The sequence below is a fragment of the Shewanella sp. LZH-2 genome, assembly GCF_016859145.1.
Taxonomy (GTDB): domain Bacteria; phylum Pseudomonadota; class Gammaproteobacteria; order Enterobacterales; family Shewanellaceae; genus Shewanella; species Shewanella xiamenensis.
Genome location: NZ_CP069350.1, coordinates 2464284 through 2491215, shown reverse-complemented (window position 1 = coordinate 2491215; position 26932 = coordinate 2464284). Strand labels below are relative to the sequence as shown.

Sequence of the window (26932 nt, the reverse complement as noted above, 5' to 3'; positions counted from 1 at the left end):
TTTTTAATCTGATTGCTTGCATGTCGATCAAGACTTGATCTGGATGGCAATTCACGATAATTTGCGTTCTCAGTGTCCAAAAAACGAACAGAAGGTGATGATGTGACCTTACTTTGTCCTGCCCGTAGGCAGTTGTTGTTAGGCCTCAGTGGTGTGGCATTGTGTTCCTTAATTCCTTCCAAAGCGATAGCGAGCCGTTCAACCAAAGGTGTGCGTGAGCTTAGCCTGTATAATCGCCATACGGGTGAATATAACAACGGTAGCTATTGGGTCGATGGCCATTATCAGAATGAAGTGTTGGCCGATTTTAGCCACTTGCTGCGAGATCACCGTCAAAATGTAACAGCACCGATGGATAAACGCTTATTTGATCTGCTTTATACGCTTAAGACGACGTTAAATACTGATAATGAAATCCATGTGATTTCTGGTTACCGCTCACCAAAAACCAATGCGATGTTGGCAGGTAAAAGTGGTGGTGTAGCTAAAAAAAGTTACCATATGCAAGGGATGGCAATGGATATTGCGATCCCTGGGGTCAAATTAAAGACAATCAGAGATGCGGCTTTATCACTTAAGCTAGGAGGCGTAGGCTATTATCCTAAGTCTGGTTTTGTGCACGTTGACTGCGGTCCTGTGCGGCATTGGTAGTTTGTATCTTTTGCTCAGTGTTTAATGAGAGCTGCTGATAAAATTGCAGCTCTAGCGTTTGGATGTCCTGTAAGTAATACTCGAGTAGCGGCAAAAAAACTTGTCCCAGTTTATTCATCTCACGGTGTTGCTGCCAATCACTAACCTGCTTATTCAGACTTTGTGAAAACTTAAATTGTCTTAGTCTTTGGCTCTCAACTGCCGGTGATTCACAGATCTGCATTAGCATGAGTAAACTGCGGTTTTTTTGTTGTGTGCAGGCGAGCAGTTCCAGCAATTTTAACTCTATCGTGGTCTGCTGATAGGGGACAGTTTTAATGAGTGAGACCAGTTCACGGGCTAATTGGCAGGAGAGTCGATTTTCTTGTTGCAATAAATACAGCTCGTGACACATGTTTTACAAGGCTGAAGTGGCAAAATTTGCTCGAGCTTAACAGGCATCGAATGGCTTAAGTGTGATCAAGATCGCGTGTTTTTCGATTCAGATCAAAGGTGTTTCGCCTATGTAACAGCGCTAGAACAAGTTTCCCAATTCAATAAATACTCTTGTTAATTGATAACGATATCCCATTATTACCCCATTGCATTCAGAGTCTGGCTGTTCTTGTACCTGCTGAGTAACTGTGTTAGTATGCGCGCGCTTTATATGAGTCACCATTGGTCGAGAATGGTGATATTTTTTACTCTAAATTTAAGTGAGAAACACATGTCTTACACTATCCCAGCACAAACCCGCACTGAAATAGGGAAAGGTTCGAGCCGCCGCCTACGTCATGCAGGTAAAGTTCCTGCCGTTATTTATGGCGCAGGCAAAGAGCCAGTTTCTATTGTTTTTGATCACAAAGATATCATCAACATTCAAGCTAACGCTGACTTCTATACTTCTGTAGTGACTATCGTATTAGATGGCAAAGAAGTAGGCGTTCGTGCACAAGCTATGCAACGCCACGCGTTCAAGCCAATCATTGAACACGTTGACTTCGTTTACGCTTAATTGCGTAATTGAAGCAAAAAGCGCCTATATGGCGCTTTTTTTGTGGCTGCTTTTCACTCATCAAACTCTGATGCTTGCAAGTTAAGTGACTTTACCCATCAAACAATTGCTGGTGTTTAATCATTTTGCCTGTGCACAGCGTCAATATCATCATCGGCATGTAGCCCACTATTGTGTCTGCGTGCTAGCCAAGCACTACTTGATATTGAAATTGTAATAGATATCGAGGGATTGCCCTAAGGTACCGGATACTGTTTCAAGATAGAGTTGGGATAACAGGTAATATCTGACAGTCATCTCATATCCAGGATTGAATACGCCAACACCGTATTTGACCATAAGGTTATCACCGATAAAACCACTGATGGCAACACGGCCCTCATCATTAGTATCGAGTTGCACGTTAGAGAAACCAAATTCTTCGATAATGCCCGCTGCTGTATTTCCAATATTATTAATTGCGCCACCGCCACCAACCTGAGCACTGAGTCCCAGCGCAGCTCCCATCATCAAGGAGTTGTTCTGCTCATTATTAGTACTGTTGAACCCGCTGCCTTTAATAATATAAGACAGAATTTCGGCTTGTTCCTTGGCCGGATTAGAGAAAAGGGTGACCACCGGCCGAGTGGGAGTACCAGTGACGCGCACTCCCGCGACCAGATCTTCGCTCTTAATTTCCCGAATTGCTTCAATATTTAAATTAGGGACAGAAGGTGGGCCTACAAATTGCACTTCACCCGTACGGATTTTTAGCGTTTGCCCCATAAACTTATAGTTGCCTTGTTTGACCTTAATATCTCCAAATAACAGGGGGGGGCGAAACGCCTGTTGCTGAAGTTTTAAGGTTCCCTGTAGCTTACCTTTGAGGCCCATACCATCGATTTTAAGATCGTTGCCAACGTTAATATTCAGGTCGGCCACAATGGCATAGGGGCTGGCTTTAGGTTGCGCGGCGGCAATAGAGTCATTGAAAACGACATCCTCTGACAAGGCTACACCACCCTCAGCCAGTTGCACTATCTTAATATTACCCGAGGGAACATCGACTACGCCTTTGACTTCAAGTTGTTGGCTGCTAAAAGCAATCGTGAGATCGGGCGATACATCTAAGAGTGCGAGTGGTGGTTGGATCACCGCCAGTTTATCGCCTTTGACGGCAAGTTCTCCGCTAAACAGCCCTTGAGGCCAACGCATTTGTCCCGTAATTCGGCCTAAACCATTGCCCATCATCCAGCGACCTTTAAGGGATGCCTGCTGACCGCCAAGATCCATCGACAGATCAATTTTATTGATAAGGGTAGGGTTCGCTGTCAGTGCAAGAGCTCCTTGAGTGAGCGAAACATTACCCGATACTTCGGGGGCATCTAGGGTACCAGCAAAGTTTAATTTGCTAGTCAGTAAGCCTTCTAGGGTATTGAGCTGTGGGAAAAATTCGCCAAGAGGTTGAAGGTTAATTTGTTTGATATTGGCATAACCCGACAACGCGCGGTCAGGCGTCACGTTAACAGTGAGTTCACTTTGCCAGCTTGCCACGTCCTGTGACTCAAAGTTGATAGACGACATTAGTCGTTTGGCATCTAAGTTAGCTTTTAAAGCAAGTTGCTGATATTTAATGGTGACTTCGCGATTTTTGGCGCGTTTGAGTTTGATGCTACCGGGATCGAAGTTAAAATCGACATTCGCCGTGGGTTTTCGCCCTGCGGTCCAAGCAAAGTTTGCCAATAGCGAAGAGCGACCATCCCAATCCATATTGCTTGGTAATACTGGGGCTAAAAGTTTACCAAGATTACCAGCATAACTTAGTTGCACCTCGCCTTTTTTACCTAGCGAGATTTGATTATCTAAACAAATCTTACTGTTAGGGTTGACTAGACAGAAGGGGCTGACATTGCCTTTGGTTGTATTTTGATCCCATGCAACAAGGATATCTTTATCTATTTCCCAGCGACCAACAGGGGTTGCCAAGTTAATTTTATTCACTTGAGCTTGTAGTCGAGATTTTTTCATATCGTATTGACTGGTCACGCCTAGCTCGAGCCCCAAATCCCCAGTGGCACTTAGGGTCAGTTTTTGATTTTGAATATCGCCCTTACTGCCAAAGGTGACGGTATCTAGATTCTGTGAACCGAGTTGTAGCGCCTTAGACTTGAGCGATAGGGCAAATTCGTGTGCATCCAAAGGCTTATAGTAGGCTTTGAGCGTGGATTCCCTCAGCTTAATATTTTGGTGCACCAGATCGACCAGTTGCGCGGTTAACTCAAGCTGTGGATGTTTTTCATCCCCAGTGACATTGATATCGGCCTGCAATTGGCCGCTGGCTTGGGGCAGCCATAAACCAAAATCGGGGACTTGCAGCTTACCCTCAATGTTCCAGGTTTTGTTGGTTTCTCCCGCTAAAGTTAAGGTGGAACCCAGTACCTTGGCATTGACCCCTTTGGCGCTGATATACAGTTTATCGTTGATACTGACATCGGCGGTGATATCAAATGGATATCCCTGCAAGGAGCCCGACAGTTGAGTGTCCGTTAGAGCAACTTGCCACTGTTTATCTAACAAACGTCCCGTGGTCTGTAATTGTCCAGAGATTAAACTGTTTGGCAGGCTGCTGCTTGCAGTTGCAGGCATCGCCTTATCGGTATTTGTGCTCGGTGTTTTCGTGTCCTTATTTGGCGTTGATTCTGGCGTCTTTGCCGTTTCTGGCAGGGTGATTTCCTGTAATTTCAGGTTATCGAGCAATACCTTGGCTTTCCAATTGATCGCCGTAGCGTAATCTAGTTCACCGGTCACATCGATCGAACCTAGCTCGCCCTTAGCATTAAACTGCTTAATATCGAGTTTCGCATCTTGATGATGGATTTCACCGCTAATGGCTAACACTTTATGAAAAGGTGTGGTGACATTTCCTTTGAGCGTCGCGGCTTGTTGCGTGAGTGAGCCTTGGCTGTCGAGGTTAAGATCGCTGACGAGATACTCGGCATGTTGCAGTGGCCACTGTGCGCGGGCTTTCTCCAGTTTGACCTTGTAGGGAAGCGTGGGATCTTTCAGGGTCAATTGCCCATTGAGACTAAAATCGACATCTCCTTTTGCAAGGGCTTGAATACCGAGTTGTCCGACACTTTGGCTAAGCGTGAGGCTTAATTGTTGATGTGTCAGCTCCGGTAACTCGGCAACCTGAGTCACATTGGCCTTAACCTCAAGCGCGAGCGGATAGTCCTGTTCGAGGGCGAGTTGGCCCACCACAGAAAGATCTCCATAACTGTGGACAAGTTGCAGTTTATCAAGGGTTAACTGATACTTGGCAAATTGCCCCTGAAGCTCAATATGGCTAAACAGATCTTCGCGTGGCCCAATCTGCAAACGGCTGTTGTCTAAGCTAAGTTGTTTTACATCCACCGGAAAAGGCATAAACACCTGCGGCAAATGGGCAAGTGCCCATTCCTCTGTAGATGTTTGCTTATCGGCGTTTTTATCAATTTGCTTTTCAGCCTGGGTATTCGCTGGCGTTTGCGCCGTAGCTCCCTTATTAGCAATGGGCTTATCCGCTGAAGCTTTAGCACTTGCTGTCGCCACTGTGGTTGCTGATTTTTTGGTCTCAGGCTGAGTTGTCGCCGCTGCGGTCGTGGTTTTTGCAGTTGCAGCTGTCTCGGCTGCCTTGGTGTCAGTGACTTGTGTGCCTGTGATTTGAGTATCTGTGACTTGAATACTTGCGCCTTGAGGATCTGTGGCCTGTGTGTCTAGCACAGGGCTGTCTTCGGTAGGAATTAACACAGCCAAGCCTTCACTGCTAAGCTGCTCGACTGTCAGTCCTTCGGTAAACCAAGTCGCGGCGGTCTGAATATGATTGGCCGAAAAGCGCATCTTATCGACCGCAATATTGATGTTGTTCAGTTCGGCGCTGTCGAGCTTTATCCCAAAGGGCAGAACCAGTTCACTCGGCTCATCATTTTCGGGGGTAGCGTCGGCTTCAGTGGAACCTGAGCTTAAGGCCTCGGTATCGATATTGACATCGATTTGGCTCGCCGTTAAAGCATTCACGCACAGCTGTTTTTGTAGCAAACACGTGGGTTGCCACGCGAAATGTAAATCCTTGAGCTCAACGTTAATCCCTTCCATCGACCAACTGGCGTGGGCTAAGGTGAGATCCTTATTTAAGGAGCCAGAGGTGTAGGTGAGCGCCAGATCGGGCACAAATTTATCGGCTAAGCCGACACTGATCCGTGAGCCAATTTCAGTCCCCAGCAGTAATGCCATCATCACCAAGAGAGTTAAGGGGACGTAAACAATAATGCGCGTACAGAGTTTAAATATTTGCCATAGGCGCAGCTTTAGGGTTTTAGGCGGAACACAAGTTGGGTTTTGTTCCACAGTTTGTGGCTCATGCGTTTGATTTTCATGTTGAGCGGATGTATCGGGCTCATGAATTGGGGGCTGACTCATAATTCTGTCCCCATGGTTAAGTGAATACGCCATGAGCGGTCGATAGTGTCTGTCTCTTTCAAACCTACCCCTAAATCCAACTTAATTGGGCCGATGGGGGATATCCAATGGATACCACCACCTACGGCGATAACGGGCTCAAACTGATTGTTATCAAAAGCGTTACCCGCATCGACAAAGGTAGCAACCCGCCATGTTGGTGTAACGTAATATTGATATTCCAAACTACCAACCATTAAGTAACGGCCACCGATAACCTCCCGATTGACCTTGCCATCGGCATCGATATAGTCCAGATAAGGGCCTAACTCTTGATAGCCATAGCCGCGAATGGTTTGGTCACCACCTGCAAAGTAACGCAGTGATGGTGGGATCAAGGCTAACTCATTTTCATTGGCAAGGTTGGCGGCTAAATCCATGCGGGCCACGATTCTGTGGTTATCAAAAAAGGTGTCAATCCACTTAAATTTTGCCTGCAAGCGGGCAAGGCGTGTTTCTGAGCCGAGATAAGGATCGGCATAATCTAGGCTGTATATTTGCCTAAAACCGGATTTGGGATCGAGGGTGTTATCGCCACGGGTAGTTTTAGAAAAGTTAATCCCCGCAAGGTAAAAACTCGGGCTGTAGTTGATATCTGACTGAGTATATTCTTCACGAATGGCATCGAGGGAATAGCTCATGAGCCATTGATTTTCCAGCCGTTGCTGTCTTAATAGACCGAGTAAATACTTGGTCGCTTCTAGCTGCCCTGTGTTGCGAAAATCACGATTTTCAGGCTCGTAAACTTGTGTAACCCCATATTTATCCCGCAGTAAGCCTAAACGGATCTTCAGTTGGTCGTCCAAAGGATGAGTCAGTGGAATGGTATAAGTGGTTAAAAACTTGGGTCTGTCTGGCGACCACTCCAAACTGGTTTCTTGGGAATGGCCGTATTTATTGATCTGCGGGGTTCGCCAAGTAACACGCACCCTAGGATCGAAGGTCTTATCTGCGCTTTGGCCGATATCACCACCTAAGCCTAATTCGATGGAATGGCTGGCTTTATCGGTCAACTCTACCTTGACGGGCAGTTGATTATCTTTTGCCTGATCGAGCTGTGGGATCACTTTAATATTGGAAAAATAACCCGTATCCAGCAATTGACGGTTAAGGGCGCTGACTCTGCGAGTCGAATAGGCCGCATCTTCCTTAAAGGGGATAAGTTTGGTGAGAATATCCGGCTCTAAGGTGTGACCTTCAAAACTGACTTGGCCAAAATGGTAACGTGCGCCAGAGTTAAAATGCAGGCTGATTTGGGCGGTATTTAAATCGCGGTTGATGTTAATCTGTGATTCTGTAAATTCGCCATCGAAATAGCCTCGCGCGAGGGCGAGCGTCACCAGTTGAGATTTGACATCCGAATATATGCCGTGGTTTAGCGTATCACCGGGCTTAATATTCACCTCAGCAAGCCATTTGTCGAAGGCTCGGTCGTCAAGCATTTCGCCTGAAAAATTAATATCGACCCATTGAATTTTAACCGGTTCACCTGCATTGACCGTAAGCTTGAGTTCCCAAGGACCTTTCTCTTTCTCGACTAAATGTTCCTCCAACTCTCCATGGTAATACCCCATAGACTCTAGGGCGGTGGTAACATTGTCTTCCACATTAAATAAGAAGGCTCGGCGCTGCACTTCGGAGTCAGGCATTGCACCTAAGTGGGCGAGAATATTACGCTTCAGGGCTTCGTCGACCCCATTGACTGAAAGCGTTAAAAAGTTATCAGCGGCCATAGTCGCTGATGCCACTAAACTTAGACTCAGTAGCAAATGAAGACGAAAAGATAATGAGGTAATTTGCAAGAATCGCTGCACTTTATAGTCCCTGTGATGTGACTTCATTGTCGCCAGAATAGCGTTAACAGGCAAGGAGATGATTGAAATTAGTCATTGAAATGGTTACAAAGGACGTTACTGTTTAAGGGGATGTAAATAATGAAAATAAAATTAGCCACCTTTAGTTTAATTCTCTCGAGTGCACTTTTTATGTCACAAAATACCCAAGCGAATGAAAAACCTTTTGCCATTGCGATCCACGGTGGCGCAGGCACGATTTCTAAAGCCAATCTCACGCCTGAACTGCGACAAGCCTATAAAGATAAACTAAAAGAAGCCGTCGATAAGGGCTCAAAAATATTAGAACAGGGTGGCGATAGCATACTTGCCGTACAAACAGCCATCAATGTATTGGAAAACAGCCCATTGTTTAACGCCGGTGTCGGTTCGGTTTACACCTATGATGGTGGTCATGAGTTAGATGCCTCTATCATGGATGGTAAAACCATGAATGCAGGCGCTGTGGCAGGTGTACGCCATATTGCTAATCCTATCGATTTAGCTATAGCGGTGATGAATAAGTCCGAGCATGTGATGCTCTCGGGTGCGGGCGCTGAGGAGTTTGCCTTGACTCAAGGTTTTACGCTGGTACCTAACAGCCATTTTGATAGCGATGCCCGTTATCAGCAATTACTCGATGCCAGACAAAAATTGCAGGCGGCTGAAAAGTCCGAGCAAATTGCAGGTATTGAGATGAAAGATCTCGATTATAAATTTGGCACCGTTGGCGCAGTCGCTTTAGACAAAAACGGAAACTTAGCGGCGGGGACATCCACCGGCGGCATGACGGCTAAGCGCTTTGGCCGGATCGGGGATTCGCCAGTGATTGGTGCGGGCACTTATGCGGAAAACGGCGTTTGCGCTGTATCTGCAACGGGTCACGGTGAGTTTTTTATTCGCTACCAAGTGGCGGGCGATATCTGCGCTAAGGTGAAATACCAGCAAAAATCCATTATTCAAGCGGCGGATGAAGTGATTAATCAACGTCTTATCACGGCGGGCGGTTCTGGTGGGGTGATTGCGGTTGATCATCGAGGCAATGTTGCTACCCCCTTTAATACTGAGGGGATGTACCGTGCAACCCGCACCAATGGTGAACCCGCACAGGTAATGATTTGGCAGGACCAATAATGTGAGTCACCTGCGATCATCACAAATAATAAGTGCCGCATAAGCGGCACTTATTATTTGTAAGACATTAGGGCGTGTTGACGTTTCAAGATTAAATGTTGCTCGTTCCGGCTGCACGTGCTCGCGAAACGAGGAATGCTGTGTCGTTATTCTACTCAAATGACGAGCGGCTCTTATGGCAGGAAGTAAGTCGAACCCTTGCGGCAGCATTTGGCGGGCGTTTCTGCCGCATTATCGTCCGTTTATGTAGAATAACTACACGGACTTTGCCTTGCATAAACGCCCGCCAAATTGCTGCAAAAATAACCCTAAAACGTCAAAACACCCTAGATATCTCATGAATTGACAGGGCTGTTACTTTTGAGGTCCATATGCATTTTGATTAGATGTTCTTCCATATCGAAGGTCACCTTAAAGCCTAGGCTTTTAGCAAGACTTGCCATATTGCGGTTTTCAAACATGGTAAAGCCTGTAAGCACAGGGGTATCATTGGCTTGATAGTATTTAATCAATTTTTCAAGCAGCAGTTTACCTAGCCCAATGCCTTGGTGATCCCCCCGTACCGCCATAGCAAATTCTGCTTCGGTATTATCGGGATCGATGGAGGCCCTTACCGCGCCTAAGGTAATGTCATCGCCATCGGGCCCTTTGGCCGTAGCGATAAAGGCCATTTCGCGGGCATAATCGATTTGAGTCAATACCGCCATTTCCTCGTGGGTCATTTTCGAGCGTACGCCAAAGTAGCGTTTATATCTGTCCTCATCGGAGAGGGAGTTATCAAAGGCCAAATGTTTAGGCTCATCCTCGGGAAGAATGGGGCGAAGCATCACTCTGAGGCCATTTTTTAGCTCGGCAAATTCTTCTAACTCTTTGGGATAGGGCATGATGGCAAGTCGTGAGGGATTATCCGTATTGGCATCGTGTAGACGGATATTCACATCGAGCAGGGTAATGTTTTCCCCCGCCGCCAGTACAGGGTTGAGATCCAGCGCCGCAATCTCAGGACAGTCGATAATTATGTGGGATATTTGCGTCAGCATCACGCATAGGGCGTTCATATCAAGCCCTAGTGGCAAATGCCGATCTTTTAACTTATGGGTTTTTAGGGCTTGGATGACCATATAACGGGCCAGCGCCATATTGAGTGGAGGCAAAGCAACCGCCGCATCCTGAGTCGGATCCCATTCTGAGCCGCCTTCACCCAAACAGATGGCTGGGCCAAACACGGGATCGCTTATCACGGCGACACGGATTTCCTGCGCGCCCGCAGTCAGTGCCATCTTTTGTACTATCATGCCTTCGATAATGGCGTCCGGATTGGCTTGGTGTACCCGCTGGGTAATTGCATTCGCGGCATGGCGAATGTCTTCCTCCGAGGTGAGATTAAGCATGACGCCATGGACATCGGATTTATGCAAAATATTGGGTGATTGCACCTTGAGCGCAAGGGGGTAACCCGCCTCATTGGCAATAGCGACGGCCTCATCAGCATCTTTGACAAACCAAGTGTCGATAGTATTGAGGCCATAGGCGCGCAAAATCGGGCTGGCTTCATGGGTTTCGAGTACCGCTTTACCCTTGGCCTGCGCCGCTTGCAGCAATTTTCGCGCTGTTTGGCTATCGGTCGGAATATTGTCGGGGATCGACTGCGGCACTTCCTGTAGCAGTTTTTGGTTGCGACGATATTCCACCATATGCATAAAGGCGCCTACTGCACCTTCGGGGGTGCGATAGGTGGAGATGCCGCCCTTGGTAAAGCGTTTGCGGGCTTGATAGGCCGAGTCTTCACCGCTCCAGTTGGTGAGGATATTTAAACGGTTTTTCTTCGGGTGCGCGTGGATAACTTTAATTAAGGCATCGGCAATCTCGACACTTTCACCAAGGGCTGAGGGCGAATGCAATACTAAAATGGCATCTAATTCCTCACTATCCATTAGGATGGAGAGCGCATTGGCATAGCGGCTAGCATTCGCATCACCGATAATATCCACCGGATTTTGCTTCGACCACGTCGAGGGCAGTACTGCATCAAGCTTAGTAAGCGTGTCTGGGGATAATTCTGCTAATTTCCCGCCGCGGAGGATCAGTTCATCGACGGCTAATACCGCGGGCCCGCCACCATTACTGATAATACCTAATCGCTCTCCCTGCAGTGGATTGGAGTGGGCAAGGCTTTCAACCGCCGCAAAAAGTTCTATTAAATCATTTACCCTCAGCATCCCCGCGCGCCTAAAGGCGGCTTCATACACAGCATCATTACCACCGATACCGCCCGTATGTTGTTTCGCGGCCCGTACGCCTTCGGCGCTGCGGCCCGATTTAATCACTAAAATCGGTTTATTACGCGAGGCTGCTCGGGCAGCAGAGAGAAAATGGCGCTTCTCATTAACTGAGTCGATATACAGCATAATGGCACTGGTACGGCTATCGCGGCCGAGATAATCGAGCAGTTCATCGAAGTTAATATCAGTGGCATCGCCAAGGGAAATAAAAGACGAAAAGCCAATCCCTTTGTTATTTGCCCAATCGAGCACTGTGGTGCATATTGCCGCTGATTGGGATACAAACGCAATTTTGCCGGGTAAGGCACTCGCATGGGCAAGGCTAGCATTGAGTCCTAAGGGCGGTAAAAGCATCCCTAAACTATTAGGACCAAGGATACGCATGCCATAACGTTTGGCATGTTGCATGGCTAGGTCGAGTAAGCTTACACCATCATCGTTGACTTCCTGCGCCATCCCAGAAGCCATAATAATTGCCACTTTACAGCCAAATTGCGCGAGAGTTTCGACAATCGCGGGTACACGGCTAGCACGAGTACAAATCACCGCGAGGTCGGGTTTTATCGGTAAGGCTTCAATGTTGGGATAGGCAAGCACGCCCATAACCGCGCGATATTTGGGCGTAACGGGCATGATGGGCCCAGAAAACCCGCTGGATAGCAGGTTTTTCATTAGCACATTACCTGCACGTTTCTCGCTATTAGAGGCGCCAATGATGGCAACGGATGTGGGTTTAAATAAGGAATGTAGTGTACGTTGACTCATAAATGATCCCATCCCAGACGAAGACGCTGCCAGTGTAACCTACGCACGTGGGGCTGCACAGTTTTGATTCAGGTATTGCGCGGTAAGTTTATTAGTAAATCATTAAGTTAAATGCGGTAAACATCATATTTTTATCTTTAATGAAACATTTTTAGTAACAGCGAGATCTCTGACTACAGAAGCGAAAACCTGTGGGCTTTGCGGAGATTTTGGTGGCCAAATGCTACAAGGCAGCAGATGGCAAACGTCTACTCCTTGCCTCTCGTCATCTGAGTCGACGTGTTACGAGAGTATAAGCTTGCCAGAGCGAAGATAATCTAATCAAGAAATGTCAACACGCCCTCAACAAAGTAAAATTTTTCCGTATTTGTTTGAAAACCCCTGAATCTCAAACTACTTTTTACACACGGATAAATTATTGTGAAGTGTTTATGAGATACATGGATGGCATCATCGCAGTCTTTGCAATAGCAATAGGTTACTTGGTGGGGTCTATTACCCTTTGGCTCCTCAGTCCGGTGTTGGCGGTTGCCGTGATGTTATGTTGGCAATTTTACCGTCAGCAGCAATCTTCGGTGGTGTCTAGCATATCTCAAGTAGAACAACGGGATGGCGTCGCTCTTGGTTGGCAAACGCACCAACGCTTATACCAAGAGGCGATTGCGACTGTTAGTGAATGTGAAAATAATATCCATAATGTCCTTCGGGTTCAGGAAGATGCGGTTAATTTACTCGGAGATTCTTTTGATGGCTTAGGCCGGCTGATGACTGAGCAAACGGGATTTATCTCTGATCTAGTAAAAAGTACCGATGATGCTGAAATATTTCACTCCGAGCAGATGAAACAATTTGCGAATAATACGTCGCAAACGTTAGAACGCTTCATTCAATCCACCATAGAAATGTCTGCCTCAACAATGGAATTGCTTGAGAAAGTTAACCTTATTTACGAATCCATGCCGCAGGCGATGAAGGCCTTACAGGATATCGATCAAATATCTTCTCAAACAAACTTACTCGCTTTAAATGCCGCGATTGAGGCGGCGCGTGCGGGGGAAGCGGGCAGAGGCTTTGCGGTCGTGGCGGATGAAGTGCGTGCATTGTCTAACCGCAGTTCTGGATTTAGTGACAGTATTCAAAAACAACTGAGATCTATTCAGAATCAGATTGAACAACTCACCCAGCATGTAAGTAAAGTTGCCGCACAGGATATGAGTTATATTATTGATGCAAAAAAAGATATTGATACAGCACTCAAACAAATTATCGTAAAGGCGGAAAAGGATTCTAAGGTCATTGCGCGCATTGATTCATCGGCGCATGAACTTGAAACGGCAATTTCAGATACGATAAGGGGATTACAATTTAGTGATATAACCTCTCAAAGTTTGTCACACACCAATCAAGCATTACATCATTTAAAAGAATCGCTCAAACAAGTCACAGCTATGTCTTATGAGGAGTTTGGAATTACCGGTGAAGACGTGACTGAAAAAATGAGTCGGCACCGAAATGAAAAACATAATCCCGTATCAAGGAATGAAATAACGAGTGGCGAAATCGAACTCTTTTAAATGGATATTATATTATGTCAAACATTCAGACCATTATCTTGCCAGAGCGATTTGACTTTTATTACCACAAAAATTTTACACGAGACTATCAACAAATCTTAACTCTTAAGGACGTTAATCATATTATTTTGGATTTTAGCCGAGTGTTATATCTTGATAGTTCAGCGTTAGGCATGATGGTACTGCTATATCGAAAAGCTCAAGAAAAGGGCATGTCGACATCAGTAAAAGGAGCTCATGGTCAAGCTGAGGAGATATTAACCATCGCCAACATGCAGAAAATTTATATCATCGAGTAATCTAGCTATGTCAGAGCACTCAGCAATTAATCACTTTGTATTGGTTGTCGATAATGATGCTGTTGTGAGTCAGTCTATCAGTGACTTTATTCATAGCAAAGGTTATAACGTGATTATCTGTGATAATCTTGAGGATGCTTTTTTTGAAATATCCATCAACAGAATTGATTTGATTTTAGTGAATTTCTTTCAGTCCGATGGTACAGCTTTGACATTGCTAGAAAATCTTCGTCAATTGAATAAGGAAATTCCAGTTGTCGTTGTAACTGATAGGAAAGAACCTCAGGCATTTTTAGATTGCTTTAAAATGGGGGTGTTGGATTTTGTTGTTAAACCTATTAATGTGGAATTGTTTTGGTATAAAGCTGAAATTTTATTAACACGTATCAGATTGCAAGAAAAAGTTAAGCAGCAAAGTGTTGAACTCGAAAAAATGCTCTATGAAAAAGCAAGAGAAGAGCAACTGGCTCGTCATATTTTTGAGCATTTAGTGAATGTTGATAATAGCCAATTTGACTTTGTAAAGTCATTTTCTCAAGCAAGTGCGAATTTTAGTGGCGATATTTTGTTAAATAGTGTCTCACCTAACGGTAATTTATTCATTATGCTAGCTGATTCAACAGGTCACGGTCTTATTGCTGCCATGCCTATCATGCGAGTGGCAAGTACATTTAAAGCTATGGTTTCTAAGTGCTTTTCACTAGTAACCTTAATCTATGAGCTTAATGAAAAATTATTTTACGAAAATCCAGATGATAGATTTGTTGCCTGCATTCTTCTTGAAGCCGATTTATTTCGTAATAAACTTTATGTTTGGAATGGTGGTATGCCGCCTGTTTTTCTTCACCTCAGACATAATAATCAATCTCAAGATAATAATTCGTGGCTAAATAAAGTGTTTAAGTCAACGAATATGGCGCTTGGAATTTTACCGCCAAATACATTTATTGCAGATATTGTTGAGATTGATTTGCCGCACGAAGGATATGCATGTCTATATAGCGATGGATTAATTGAGCAGCCATTATTTGATAACTCTCAGTTTGGTATGGAGCGACTTAATGCTCTGTTTCATGAAAAGTTAGACTCCTTGCCTTATTTTTTTAAAGAAAATTTTGATAATAACTCTCTGGGTAAGCATATTGTTGATGATATTAGTGTTTGCACTCTTGATTTTCAGCGTCTTCATGACTGGTATCGTTCTCAAGATGTTAGGCATTTATTATCAAATAAGAATGGAGAGTTTGATTGGGATATCAAGATATCAGGACCTATGCTACTAAATGCGGATTACTTGAGTATGCTCAATCAGTTTTTATCAGCATTTGGTTTTGCGACATATTTTTGTCAAAGAGTATTTACGGTAGTGGCCGAGTTATTTAGTAATGCTATCGACCATGGTGTACTAAAATTAGACTCTAGACTAAAAAATGATCCTGAAGGCTTTGAATTGTACCATAGTATAAGAGATGGCTGCGCAGATAGGCTTACTTCAAATGATTGGGTAAAAGTGAGCATAACGTGGAATGACAGGTATGAACTGTTGATCACTGTGTCTGATAGTGGCAAAGGATTTACTGGTTTTGATAAATCGATTTCAAATTATCCTGAACTTTCTGGACGAGGCTTATCACTGGTGAAAAAATTATGTAAACACTATGAATTAATTTCTCCCGGTAATATCACTAAAGTGGTTATGGAATAGGGCATGAGTAAAAAAATATTAATTGTTGATGATTCTGCTGCCATTCGACAGATGGTTGAAGCCACGCTGAAATCAGCAAACTATCTAGTCACTTTGGCTAAAGATGGCCAAGAGGCTATAGATTTGTGTAGTAGCCAGCGATTTGATTTTATTTTGACTGACCAAAATATGCCGAGAATGGATGGTTTAACCTTAATTAAATCTTTGCGAGGGATGTCCGCATATATGCGAACCCCAATCATAATGCTAACCACTGAAGCGGGAGAAGATATGAAAGCCCAAGGAAAAGCGGTTGGTGCAACGGGATGGATGGTTAAGCCTTTTGACCCGCAAAAATTATTAGCAATAACCGCCAAAGTGCTGGGTTGAGGGTATCGGGGGCAATATGTCCATTAATATGGCTGAGTTTCATCAAGTCTTTTTTGAAGAAAGCCATGAGCATCTTGAAAGCATGGAGCAACTGCTTATTGCCCTCGATCTTCAGTCGCCAGATCCCGAGGAGTTAAATACTATTTTTCGAGCGGCGCACTCCATTAAGGGGGGCAGTGGTATTTTTGGCTTTACGGCGCTCACCAGTGTCACTCACGTAATGGAAAACCTACTCGATAAAGTGAGAAAGGGTACATTTGAGTTATCTTCCGGGGTCATTGATTTACTTTTGAAGACGGTTGACACTCTATCCCACATTCTTAGCTTGTATCGTGAAGATTCACCAATTGATTGGCAACAGGTTGAATTTGCTAAAAATCAATTAATTGCAGCATTAAATGGTGAGCCTTTTTCGATTACCCATTCTAACGAAACGTTCACTTCGCCAATTCAAACCGCAGTGCCACACACAGCAACGGTTTTACCCGAGGCATGTGACGAGAATGATCTCGGCTTTGGTTTTTTTGAAGATGATGTCAAATTAACCTTAGCCATTGAAAATCAAGATTTTGGTTTTTTTGATGAAGCGTATATTGCGAAAGAAATTAGTATTGATGATTTAAGCAAAACGGTCACAAATAGTCAGCAACTTAGTACAGCGCCTGACGATGACTTAGGTTTTGGTTTCTTTGAGTCCTTAACAGCTGAAAGCATTGACAGTGAAATTGATGCTTTAGTGCAGATTAAAACTAATCCAGCCATCCCATCATTGAGCCAATTGTAGAGCCTATTAGTCATCATTCCGGTGCTAAAGTGCCTCGTTATACAGGCAAAGTCACGCAAACCGAAAAAACAGAACCCACAGACTTGGTTACTTCAAATGCATCAAATCAGCATGTGGCTTCTGCCGTCACATCACCACAAACAACTGTTGCGGCTAAAAAAGTCAACACGACCACTCAAGATGCCACATTGAGAGTCGAAACCTCCAAAATCGATACCCTAGTCAATCTTGCGGGTGAATTGGTTATTACCCAGTCAATGTTGACTCTCATTGGTAATGAGCTGTCGGGTGAATTGGGTGAAAGGCTTAAGACTGCATTGGTCGAACTTGAGCGAAATACGCGGGAGATGCAAGAGGCTGTGATGTCGGTCCGAATGTTGCCAGTTTCCTTTGTATTCAACCGGTTTCATCGATTAGTCAGGGATTTATCAGAACAACTCGGCAAAAATGTCAATCTCGTGATTGAAGGTGGAAACACGGAAATCGATAAGGGCATGATTGAAAAGCTGGTCGATCCGCTCACGCATCTAGTACGCAATAGTTTAGACCATGGTATTGAAAAACCAGAAGTCAGGCGTGCGTTGGGTAAAGCTGAAACGGCCCAATTATCGCTTAAAGCAAGTCAGCGGGGGGGCAGTATTGTCATTGCAGTACATGATGATGGTGCTGGTTTACATCGCGAGAGGATCTTACAAAAAGCCCGAGAAAATAATATGCCAGTTGCGGATAACATGCCGGATAAACTGATTTGGCAACTGATTTTTACCGCCGGATTTTCGACCGCCAAGGAAATTACTGATGTTTCTGGCCGTGGTGTCGGGATGGATGTTGTTCGTCGAAATATTGAAGCACTAGGCGGACGAATCGATATCGATTCCGTTGCGGGTCATGGGGCTACCTTTGAAATTCAATTGCCACTGACCTTAGCCATTGTTGATGGGATGAGTGTGAGTGTGGGTAATCAAATCTATATTCTACCGCTAGTCCATATTATCGAATCAATACAACCCCATAATGAGCAGCTAACGTCCTTCGCTCACGAGCGTTTAATCCGAGTCAGGGAAGAATATTTACCCCTATTAAACCTGCATCAATTGATGGAAATCGATCCGTTTGCCAAGCGTCCCGAAGAGGGCATTGTGGTGCTCCTTGAAAGCAACAATAAACGTTTTGGATTGTTTGTTGATGCATTGGTTGGTCAGCAGCAGGTTGTGATTAAAAGTCTTGAAAAACATTATCGTCGGATCCCAGGCGTGTCTGGAGCCACCATTATGGGAGATGGTAGTGTCGCTTTAATTCTCGATGTGGAATCACTGGCCCAGCATATTAAGCATTAACTGAGGACATGCTAATGGAAAGTCGCACATTGCTCGGCCCTAAACCGGAATTTAGTGCCCATGATGAAGTAGAGTTTTTAAGTTTTGTGCTGGGTGAAGAACACTATGCATTGGACATTATGTCGGTAAAAGAAATAAGAGGTTACGAGCCTGTCACAAAAATTGCCAATGCGCCCAGTTTTATTAAAGGAGTGCTTAACCTGCGTGGTGATATCGTACCGATTGTCGATTTACGAATGAAATTTAATGTCGGAACAGCTACTTATGATGAGTTCACGATAGTGATTATGCTCAATGTTTGTGACCGAATTGTCGGCATCGTGGTCGATGCTGTTTCAGATGTCATTAAACTGGCGAGTGAAGCCATTTTACCCGCCCCGCAATTTGGCGCTGCCTTTGATAGTCGCTATCTCAAAGGTCTCGCAACCGTTGAAGAAAAAATGATTATTTTGGTCAACATTCAAGCTCTTATCAGCAGTGATGAGTTGGGGCTAATGGATACAAACAGTCTTTCTGAGCAGGAGTAAACACTATGGGTATCTTAGATATTTTCGGTAATACCGAAGAGCGCCAACGTCGAGATGAAGAGCGCCAACGTTATTTCCAATTGCTCGATAACAGTGGTAATAATTTCATGATTGCCGATAGTGAGCGCAATATCATTTACGCCAATAAAGCCGTACTGAATATGCTGTCAGAGGCTGAGGCTGATATCCGTAAACAGTTACCCCAGTTTTCCGTTGCCAAGATCGTTGGCAGTAATATCGATATCTTCCATGTTAATCCCGCTCATCAGCGCAATATGCTAGAAAGATTAACACAACCACATACGGCACAAATCAGCATTGGTAAGCGTACCTTTAAATTGATACTGACACCTATTATTTCCCGTGATAATAAGCATTTAGGGACTGGTGTTGAGTGGATTGACCGCACTGAAAGTATTGAAGCTGAACGGGCAACCCAACGCATATTAGAAGCGCTCAATAACACAAGCACCAATGTGATGATCGCCGATGCCAATCGAACCATTATTTATATGAACCGTTCAGTTGAAGCCATGTTACGCCGCTCTGAAAGTGAAATTCGCCAGGTTTTACCCCATTTCGCCGTGGATAAGATCATCGGTAGTTCTATGGATATCTTCCACCGTAATCCGGCGCATCAAGCGAGTCTGCTTGACAAGCTCGATCGTAAATATGAGTCGCAGATCAAAGTGGCGAGTTGTCATTTCCGTCTAACGGCAAGCCCGATTATTGCAAAGTCAGGTGAACGGTTAGGCACAGTTGTTGAGTGGCTCGACCGTACTGAAGAAGTACAAGTTGAACAAGAAATTGCTCGGATCGTTGGGGCAGCCGCTGCGGGAGACTTTACCCAACGTGTTGATAGTCAAAGTAAGCAGGGTTTTTTCTTAATGTTAGCGAATAGCCTCAATGCTTTGATTGAAACCTCTGATAGAGGATTACAAGATGTTGCTCGTGTGCTAATGGCCATGGCTGAAGGGGATTTGACCACGAGGATTTATAACGAGTATGAAGGCACCTTTAATGATTTAAAAAACTATTCAAACCAAACCGCTGAAAAGCTCTCTTACATGATAAGAGATATTCAAAAAGCAGCTGATACCATCAATACCGCATCTACTGAAATCGCTCAAGGCAATGCCGATCTGTCCAGTCGAACAGAGGAGCAAGCCTCGAGTCTCGAAGAAACTTCCGCCAGCATGGAAGAGTTAACGGGAACTGTAAAATTAAATGCTGATAATGCCAGCCAAGCCAATGCCTTAGCTTCAAAAGCTGCCGATGTGGCTGAAGATGGGGGAGAGCTTATCCAGCAAGTCGTGCAAACCATGGCGTCAATCAACGAATCCGCGCGCAAAATTGCCGATATTATTGGCGTGATCGATGGTATTGCCTTTCAAACCAATATATTGGCGCTCAATGCTGCGGTCGAGGCAGCCAGAGCCGGTGAGCAGGGGCGGGGGTTTGCGGTCGTGGCCTCAGAAGTGCGAAGCTTGGCTCAACGTTCTGCAAATGCAGCGAAAGACATTAAGGCATTAATCTCTGACTCGGTCAGTAAAATTGAGAGCGGCAATAGCCTCGTCGGAAAATCCGGCGATACCATGAAGGAAATTGTCATTGCAATCAAACGAGTGAACGACATTATGGCGGAAATAGCCTCCGCCTCTAATGAGCAAGCGATTGGGATCGATGAAATAGGCAAAGCCGTTGTGCAAATGGATGAAATGACGCAGCAAAATGCGGCGTTAGTCGAAGAAGCCGCTGCGGCAGCTGAAAGTATGCAATCTCAGGCGCAGCAACTAGCTGATAGTGTTGCAAATTTCAAAGTCGATGAGGAAACAAGCGTAATTGGCCGCACCTCTGAGCTTAAAAAAATAGCGACTAAAACCCCCTCATTAGCACGAGTGTCCACGAAACCTAAAGCAATGACGCCTAAGCCTAGGTTAAATAAAGTCGATCAAGATGAATGGGAAGACTTTTGATTGAGTGATCTCAGACCGCTAGGTAAGGAATATGTGTTTACATTGGCTCACTTTAAGGCGGTGAAGACCCTGCTGTATCGGTTCGCTGGTATAAAATTAGCCGACAGTAAAGACGCTATGGTGTATAGCCGATTAGTGAGGCGAATTAGGGTACTGAAATTGTCGGGATTTACGGCTTATTTAGAGTATTTACAAGCGAATGAATGCGAACACCAGGAATTTATTAATGCACTCACGACTAATCAAACCGCGTTCTTTCGTGAGCCGCATCATTTTGAGGTGTTAAAACGCTATTTACAGACTCATCCACACACAAAACGGATCTGGTGTGCTGCAAGTAGCACGGGTGAAGAACCTTATTCGATAGCTATGGTCGTCGCTGAGCATTTTGGTCGATTTAATACGCCGATTGAGATAATAGCGTCAGATATTGACAGTGCCGTCTTAAAAAAAGCGCAGACGGGGATTTATCCGATAGAGCGTATTGAGACGGTGAGCGATGAGCGTAAAACGTTATTTTTTCAGCGGGGTAAAGGGGCGAAACTCGGTCAAGTCCGTGTGATCCCGGAATTAAAGCAAATGTTGCAGTTTACTCGAATCAACTTAGTCGATTCTTTTTGGTCGATTAAAACCCCCGTCGATATTATTTTTTGCCGAAATGTAATGATTTATTTCGATAAAGCAACTCAAGAAGCCATTTTAAAACATATGGTGCTGTCACTAACGGAAGAGGGATTATATATCGCGGGACATTCTGAAAATTTCAATATGTTTCCACAGATCCTCACCCCTGTAGGACAAACTACTTATCAGGCCGTAAAGGGAAAAACGAGTGCTAAGACCGAATATTGAATATCCTGCCCTAGGGCCAAATCGGTATTTTGATCACTTGTTTGATTGTGAAGCCGTGAAAATTATGCCGGGTGAATATTATGCCACTCGGGAAGGTAACTTAATTGTGACTGTATTAGGGTCGTGTATTGCCGTTTGCTTATATGATCTCGAACGGAAAATTGGTGGCATGAATCACTTTTTATTGCCCAGTTGCGATAATCATGGAAATGGTATTTTAGCTGAATCAGCGCGTTATGGTGTCTATGCGATGGAGTTGCTGATCAATGATTTATTGAAATTAGGTGCAAGACGGCAGTTCATTGAAGCGAAGGTGTTTGGTGGTGGCAACATGCTATCAGGATTAACATTACACAATATTGGTGAGCGTAATGCTGAATTTGTGTTGGATTACTTGCAGATAGAGCAAATACCCGTCATCGCTGCGGACTTACTCGATATTTACCCGCGTAAAGTGTACTTCTTCCCGGAAACAGGATTAGTTAAAGTTAGAAAAATCAAGACGATGCATAATAGCACTATTATGGATAGGGAAAGTGAATACCGCTTACGGATTAAAAATCTTCCGAGTGGTGGGGATGTGGAACTCTTTGGTGAATAGCAGATGGCAATAAAGGTATTAGTGGTAGACGATTCAGCCTTAATCCGCAGTCTGTTGGGCAGGATGGTCGAATCCGATCCTGAGTTGTGTCTCGTTGGCATGGCAGTCGATGCCTATATGGCCAAGGATATGGTGAATCAATTTCGGCCAGATGTGATTACTTTAGATATTGAAATGCCAAAGGTTGATGGACTCACTTTTTTAGATCGATTAATGAAGGCAAGACCAACAGCTGTCGTGATGATTTCTGCCTTAACCGAAGAGGGCGCAGATGCGACATTCAATGCACTAGCTCTGGGAGCTGTGGATTTTATTCCTAAGCCTAAGCTGGATTCACCTCAGGGATTTAATGAATATCAGGATTTAATCCTCGAAAAAATTAAGTCTGCGGCAAAGGCAAAGTTGCAAAGCCTGCCTGCACCGACCATAACGCTGAAACCCAGTTTAAAACCAGCCTTAAATCAACGTACTGTTAATACCCAGTTAGTGGCTATTGGAGCTTCCACTGGCGGGACCGAGGCTATTTTGCATCTTTTACAACAATTTCCTGCGGTTATGCCGCCAATTGTGATTACGCAACATATGCCTGCTGGATTTACCCGTACCTTTGCAGAACGACTAAACAAACTCACTCGCCTTAATGTAAAGCAAGCTGAGGAAGGGGAGCGGTTATTACCTTGTTATGCCTACATTGCACCAGGGGATCAGCACTTAGAAATCATCAAAGTCGGTGGGAGTTTTAAAGCAAAGCTTAGCCAAGGTGACAAAGTCAGTGGGCATAGACCATCGGTGGACGTGTTATTCCATTCAGTGGCTCAATATGCAGGCGCGAATGCGACAGCTGTGATCCTAACTGGTATGGGTAAAGATGGGGCCGATGGGATGGAAGCGATAGATAAGCAAGGTGGCAAAACCTTTGCCCAAGGAGAGCAGAGTTGTGTGGTATTTGGTATGCCTAAAGAGGCGATCAAACGCGGTGCGATTCATCATATAGTAGAATTGCCTCAATTAGGGGATAAACTGCTCCAGTATTTGGCATCATTAAAACGAGACTAGGTCATACTGATTTTTACCCTAGGTAATACATTAAACTAAGGTATTGATAATACAATTTCGTCCGCTTCGTTTGGCTTCATACAAGTTTTTATCCGCTAATAATAAACACTCTTGAAACTGATGACATTCGGTTGAAAATGCCAAACCACCACTCAATGTGACTTTAAATTCGGCGCCTTCTTCAACAAACACAATATGGCTAAAGCTTTCACGAATGGCATTAATTTTGGCAATCGCCAGCGGTGCGGGCATGTCAGGTATGACCAGCATAAACTCCTCACCGCCATAACGCCCCATAAAATCCGCAGGGCGTAGGGACTGTTGTAACAGGTGCGAAAAAGCTAATAGAACCTTATCACCACCTGAATGGCCGTAAGTATCATTCACTTGCTTAAAGTGATCTAGATCCAGCATCGCGATACATACGCAAGAGTTTGCTCGTTTGGCTAAGCTGAAACTATGACGAGCCGCAACAAGGATTTGAGTATGATTCAATAAGCCCGTTAAACTGTCACGGCTGGCAGAACTGCGTATATCATGGCCACGTTGCGCGCGGGAAATCACTTGGGTAACAAAGAGGCTGGGGGCTGTTTGTTTAGAGATAAGATCATCGGATCCCGCCTGAATAATGCTGACTTTATTTTGCATGGTGTCATCTGAGCTCAATACTAAAATAGGGCTTGAAGTATATTTATCGAGCTGACGGATCATTCTTGCCAGTTCTAAGCCATTTACCTCCGGCATATAGAGATCAAAGATAAATAAATCCGGTTCAAATTGCTCCAGGGTTGGCATGACGTGCTCGGGTTTGGTCATGCCTCTAACCATTAACCCATGGCTACGTAACAAGCTCGAAAAATAATCCACCATCGATTGCTGATCATCCACTAACAGCACTTTGAGGGGAGGCTTATCGGACATTTTGAGCCATTGATGAATTTTACGAACCAACAATATTGTTTCGGCCGGTTTAACAAAATACTCGCTGACATTGGCACGAATCGCTAATAAACGCATATCAAAATCGCCACGAGAAGATAATACAAATACCCGAGTATTATTTTTCTCAAATTCGGTGGCAGCTTCGAATAGTGCCTCTTCGGTATAATCGGGCAAGATAAGATCTAATAAAATTAAATCGAATGGACTTGAGTATTGCACCTTGAGAAAGTCGGTAAAATTTAAGAAATGTTGCACATTAAAACCAAACTCGTGTAGTTGTTTTGTGATCATTAAGCCCACATTACTGTCATCTTCGATGATGGCAATACAGTATTCATGGCGAGACTTTGAGGGTTTATAGGGGCTTTGTTGCATTTGCGCCTCAACCACGGGTGCCGCAGGCTGACAATGCTGATTATTTTGCAGTAACTGATGGAAAAGCGTATCTAGGCCTTTGATCACATTTAGCGTTGGTGCTGGGGTATCGAGAAGATGTTTCAATTGAAGCTCAAGCTTATCGACTAGATCTTTGGTCTCGATTAAGCCAAAGGTTTCACAGGAACCTTTTAAATTATGCACTTCGCGATAAACGGCTGACAGCATATGTCCTTGCCAGTTTTTCCGTAGTGAGATCCATAACGTAATGATTTGTTTCTTTTTATCAGGCAAAGCATGTAAGTACTGACGTTTGAGTTGTTCTAAGGATTCTTCAAGACTCATAAAACCATCACCATGATAAGGATTTACAGAATAAACTGGTGCACCGCTGCTGCGTATGCAATACCCCTTAAGGATTAATTAACCCAATTCATTTAGTTGTGTTTTGTTGGGTACCTTATGAGTGTAAACCAATAGAGAAAAAATGCGGCAGAAATACAGTGTTAATAACATTTAAACCTTAAAGCTACCTATTTTTAGCTGAAGTGATACTTTGATAGCGGCTTAGTGGAAATAACCTATGAAATTAGAAAATAATAAGTAAGATCAATTAATTTATAAGCGTTAGCAATGGTAACAGGAGTGATTTCAACGTGATGGGATGCGTAAAGAATATCAGGCACAACGCCAAGTTTTGTATATTGTTGGCTGTAACGGCCAGTGTCGTTGGTATTTATCCATTCTCGCTAAAAGCATTAGAGAAACAAGATTCTGAAGCCATCTGTATCCTTATCCAAAGTGAGATGCAAGATTGGCATCCAACCACGCCGCGTTATCAGGAGCTCAAAGCAAGATTCGATGAGCATTGTCAGCAACCCGTAGCCAATGGCATAAAATCCCTAACTAACCAGCCTAAAACGCAATTCACTGCTCGCCATGATACGCCGGAGCAGAAATCCAATGTGATCCCTACCGAGATAACACCTAAACATACGTCCACTCCAAGCGAGATCTCACCTATTTCCTCAATACTCGAGGCGCTATCTATTCTTGTGAGTATCCCAGTGTTTATGATTGTGTTGACTGTAGCCATATGGTTATTTCGTCCATCGCTAAGACGATACCGAGCCGAAAGGTTAGGCCAACAGGGTGAAAAGCGAGTCGCCAACTTACTCAAGCAAGGACTAAAAGATGAGGACTACCGACTTTATCGTAATCTAATTTTACCCATGGATGAGTTGAGTGAAGGCACGCCCTCTTTGACAGAGGTTGATTTAGTCTTATTGACACATTTTGGTGTTTTTGTTCTTGAAGTTAAAAATTACTCTGGCTGGATATTTGGGGGAGAGAAGCAAGCGCAGTGGACGCAGAAAATTTTTACTAAACAAACTCGCTTTAAAAATCCGCTCCATCAAAATTATAAACATTGTTTAGCGGTTGCCCATTGCTTAGGGTTAGTCGAGGGGCTCCATTCTGTAGTCGTTTTTAGTGATGAGGTGAGCTTTAAAACCCCATTGCCTAAAAATGTGGTAAATGAGTCGGGACTTTTGAGTTTTATCGCTCAATATAAAGTACAAACGAGTGAAACTTCTCAAAACACACATCTAGAATTTTCTCGCGCTGCAGAACGGCTCGATATCGCCAAGCAGCAGTCGAACTCTGATGCTAAGTCATTGCACTTAAAGCAGTTTAAGCATCATCGCGTTGAACCAACCATCTCAAGTTGATATTACAGTTAGTATTCTCGCTAAGGTGATAATGAATGGATTATTGCGCTATCTTTAAGAACACCATTAACCCATAAACAATTGGAAGGATAGGGATATGTCGGATAACACAGGTACAGTGAGATTACATCGGGTGTTGCGTGCACCAGCGGCGTTAGTCTACAAAGCATTTACCGATAAAGCGGCGTTAGAACGTTGGTTACCACCTTATGGCTTTGTCGGGACAATTCATGAGTTTGAGTTGGCTGTCGGTGCAGGGTATTCCATGAGTTTTACCCAATTTGCGACCGGGTACAGTCATTCTTTTAAGGTGACTTATACCGAGCTAATCCCTAATAAACTTATCCGCCATAGCGACCAATTTGATGATACTAATCTACCCGGGGTGATGCAGGTGACAATTGAACTTGCCGAGGTAGCCTGTGGTACCCGCTTACAGATAGTACAGGAGGGGATCCCTGCGATTATTCCTGAGGAGATGTGTTATTTAGGCTGGCAAGAGTCACTACTGCAACTTGCGGCTTTGGTGGAAGCGAAGATGGAATGAGGTCGTCAGTCACTGGGTGATATAAAAAGGGTGATATAAAAAAGACGCTTATCTCGAGTAGAGTGAAGCGTTTTTTTTTATTGGGCAATTTTATTGGCAAAGAATAAAGCCTTTAAAAAGGCTT

General features: G+C 44.3%; 19 protein-coding genes and 1 pseudogene. 15 read left to right on the top strand and 5 right to left on the bottom strand.

All coding sequences use genetic code 11. The features are described 5' to 3' along the window. Nucleotides 1-102 precede the first annotated feature (102 nt). Nucleotides 103-651, top strand: a complete 549-nt coding sequence (locus JM642_RS11085) for a DUF882 domain-containing protein (RefSeq protein ID WP_037417980.1) — start codon at nucleotides 103-105, stop codon at nucleotides 649-651. Here the strand turns inward: JM642_RS11085 and JM642_RS11080 are convergent. Further along, the gene (locus JM642_RS11080; protein WP_037417982.1) at nucleotides 602-1045 is read right to left on the bottom strand and encodes a hypothetical protein; all 444 of its coding nucleotides are present in this window, start codon (nucleotides 1043-1045) and stop codon (nucleotides 602-604) included. The genes JM642_RS11085 and JM642_RS11080 overlap by 50 nt on opposite strands. A gap of 312 nt (nucleotides 1046-1357) precedes the next feature. On the opposite strand from JM642_RS11080, the gene rplY reads away from it, so the two are divergent. Next, on the top strand, nucleotides 1358-1645 hold the full coding sequence (gene rplY / locus JM642_RS11075; protein WP_037417983.1) for a 50S ribosomal protein L25: 288 nt from the start codon (nucleotides 1358-1360) through the stop codon (nucleotides 1643-1645). A gap of 195 nt (nucleotides 1646-1840) precedes the next feature. On the opposite strand, the gene JM642_RS11070 is transcribed toward rplY, so the two are convergent. Both JM642_RS11070 and JM642_RS11065 read right to left on the bottom strand, forming a co-directional pair. Beyond that, the gene (locus tag JM642_RS11070) at nucleotides 1841-6082 is read right to left on the bottom strand and encodes a translocation/assembly module TamB domain-containing protein (RefSeq protein WP_203431789.1); all 4242 of its coding nucleotides are present in this window, start codon (nucleotides 6080-6082) and stop codon (nucleotides 1841-1843) included. After that, nucleotides 6079-7935 carry an autotransporter assembly complex family protein gene (locus tag JM642_RS11065; RefSeq protein ID WP_037429113.1) on the bottom strand — a complete coding sequence of 619 codons (1857 nt, stop codon included), beginning with the start codon at nucleotides 7933-7935 and terminating at the stop codon, nucleotides 6079-6081. The genes JM642_RS11070 and JM642_RS11065 overlap by 4 nt, the downstream gene beginning before the upstream one ends. Nucleotides 7936-8055: 120 nt before the next feature. On the opposite strand from JM642_RS11065, the gene JM642_RS11060 reads away from it, so the two are divergent. Then, nucleotides 8056-9087, top strand: a complete 1032-nt coding sequence (locus JM642_RS11060) for an isoaspartyl peptidase/L-asparaginase (protein WP_037429111.1) — start codon at nucleotides 8056-8058, stop codon at nucleotides 9085-9087. Nucleotides 9088-9422: 335 nt separating this feature from the next. Here the strand turns inward: JM642_RS11060 and JM642_RS11055 are convergent, their stop codons facing one another. After that, nucleotides 9423-12134, bottom strand: a complete 2712-nt coding sequence (locus tag JM642_RS11055; RefSeq protein WP_203431788.1) for an acetate--CoA ligase family protein — start codon at nucleotides 12132-12134, stop codon at nucleotides 9423-9425. Between the two features lie 431 nt (nucleotides 12135-12565). Between JM642_RS11055 and JM642_RS11050 the strand changes: the two genes are divergently transcribed. The 10 genes and pseudogenes from JM642_RS11050 (at nucleotide 12566) to JM642_RS11005 (ending at nucleotide 23214) form a co-directional block, all read left to right on the top strand. Then, the gene (locus JM642_RS11050; protein WP_203431787.1) at nucleotides 12566-13708 is read left to right on the top strand and encodes a methyl-accepting chemotaxis protein; all 1143 of its coding nucleotides are present in this window, start codon (nucleotides 12566-12568) and stop codon (nucleotides 13706-13708) included. A gap of 14 nt (nucleotides 13709-13722) precedes the next feature. Beyond that, the gene (locus JM642_RS11045) at nucleotides 13723-14007 is read left to right on the top strand and encodes an STAS domain-containing protein (protein ID WP_037429105.1); all 285 of its coding nucleotides are present in this window, start codon (nucleotides 13723-13725) and stop codon (nucleotides 14005-14007) included. Between the two features lie 7 nt (nucleotides 14008-14014). Further along, a complete protein-coding gene (locus tag JM642_RS11040) occupies nucleotides 14015-15712 on the top strand; it encodes a SpoIIE family protein phosphatase (RefSeq protein WP_203431786.1) in 1698 nt (565 codons plus the stop codon). Between the two features lie 3 nt (nucleotides 15713-15715). Beyond that, nucleotides 15716-16081: a response regulator gene (locus JM642_RS11035; protein WP_203431785.1), complete on the top strand. Its 366-nt coding sequence runs from the start codon at nucleotides 15716-15718 to the stop codon at nucleotides 16079-16081. A 16-nt stretch (nucleotides 16082-16097) separates the two neighbouring features. Further along, a pseudogene (locus JM642_RS11030) lies at nucleotides 16098-18202 on the top strand (chemotaxis protein CheA). A 14-nt stretch (nucleotides 18203-18216) separates the two neighbouring features. Beyond that, nucleotides 18217-18729 carry a chemotaxis protein CheW gene (locus tag JM642_RS11025; protein ID WP_037418008.1) on the top strand — a complete coding sequence of 171 codons (513 nt, stop codon included), beginning with the start codon at nucleotides 18217-18219 and terminating at the stop codon, nucleotides 18727-18729. 5 nt (nucleotides 18730-18734) lie between these two features. Continuing rightward, nucleotides 18735-20705, top strand: coding sequence for a methyl-accepting chemotaxis protein (locus JM642_RS11020; RefSeq protein ID WP_047537580.1), 1971 nt, complete (start codon nucleotides 18735-18737; stop codon nucleotides 20703-20705). Beyond that, nucleotides 20706-21557, top strand: coding sequence for a CheR family methyltransferase (locus JM642_RS11015; protein WP_047537577.1), 852 nt, complete (start codon nucleotides 20706-20708; stop codon nucleotides 21555-21557). It begins immediately after the preceding gene. Continuing rightward, entirely contained in the window at nucleotides 21538-22158 is a 621-nt protein-coding gene (cheD, locus tag JM642_RS11010) for a chemoreceptor glutamine deamidase CheD (protein WP_037418018.1), read from the top strand. The genes JM642_RS11015 and cheD overlap by 20 nt, the downstream gene beginning before the upstream one ends. Before the next feature lie 3 nt (nucleotides 22159-22161). Beyond that, nucleotides 22162-23214, top strand: a complete 1053-nt coding sequence (locus JM642_RS11005) for a chemotaxis response regulator protein-glutamate methylesterase (protein WP_037418021.1) — start codon at nucleotides 22162-22164, stop codon at nucleotides 23212-23214. A 30-nt stretch (nucleotides 23215-23244) separates the two neighbouring features. On the opposite strand, the gene JM642_RS11000 is transcribed toward JM642_RS11005, so the two are convergent. Continuing rightward, nucleotides 23245-24876, bottom strand: a complete 1632-nt coding sequence (locus JM642_RS11000) for a diguanylate cyclase (RefSeq protein ID WP_203431784.1) — start codon at nucleotides 24874-24876, stop codon at nucleotides 23245-23247. Nucleotides 24877-25235: 359 nt separating this feature from the next. Between JM642_RS11000 and JM642_RS10995 the strand changes: the two genes are divergently transcribed. Both JM642_RS10995 and JM642_RS10990 read left to right on the top strand, forming a co-directional pair. Then, nucleotides 25236-26261 carry a nuclease-related domain-containing protein gene (locus JM642_RS10995; protein WP_203431783.1) on the top strand — a complete coding sequence of 342 codons (1026 nt, stop codon included), beginning with the start codon at nucleotides 25236-25238 and terminating at the stop codon, nucleotides 26259-26261. A gap of 97 nt (nucleotides 26262-26358) precedes the next feature. Further along, nucleotides 26359-26808: an SRPBCC family protein gene (locus JM642_RS10990; RefSeq protein ID WP_203431782.1), complete on the top strand. Its 450-nt coding sequence runs from the start codon at nucleotides 26359-26361 to the stop codon at nucleotides 26806-26808. Nucleotides 26809-26932: the final 124 nt, after the last annotated feature.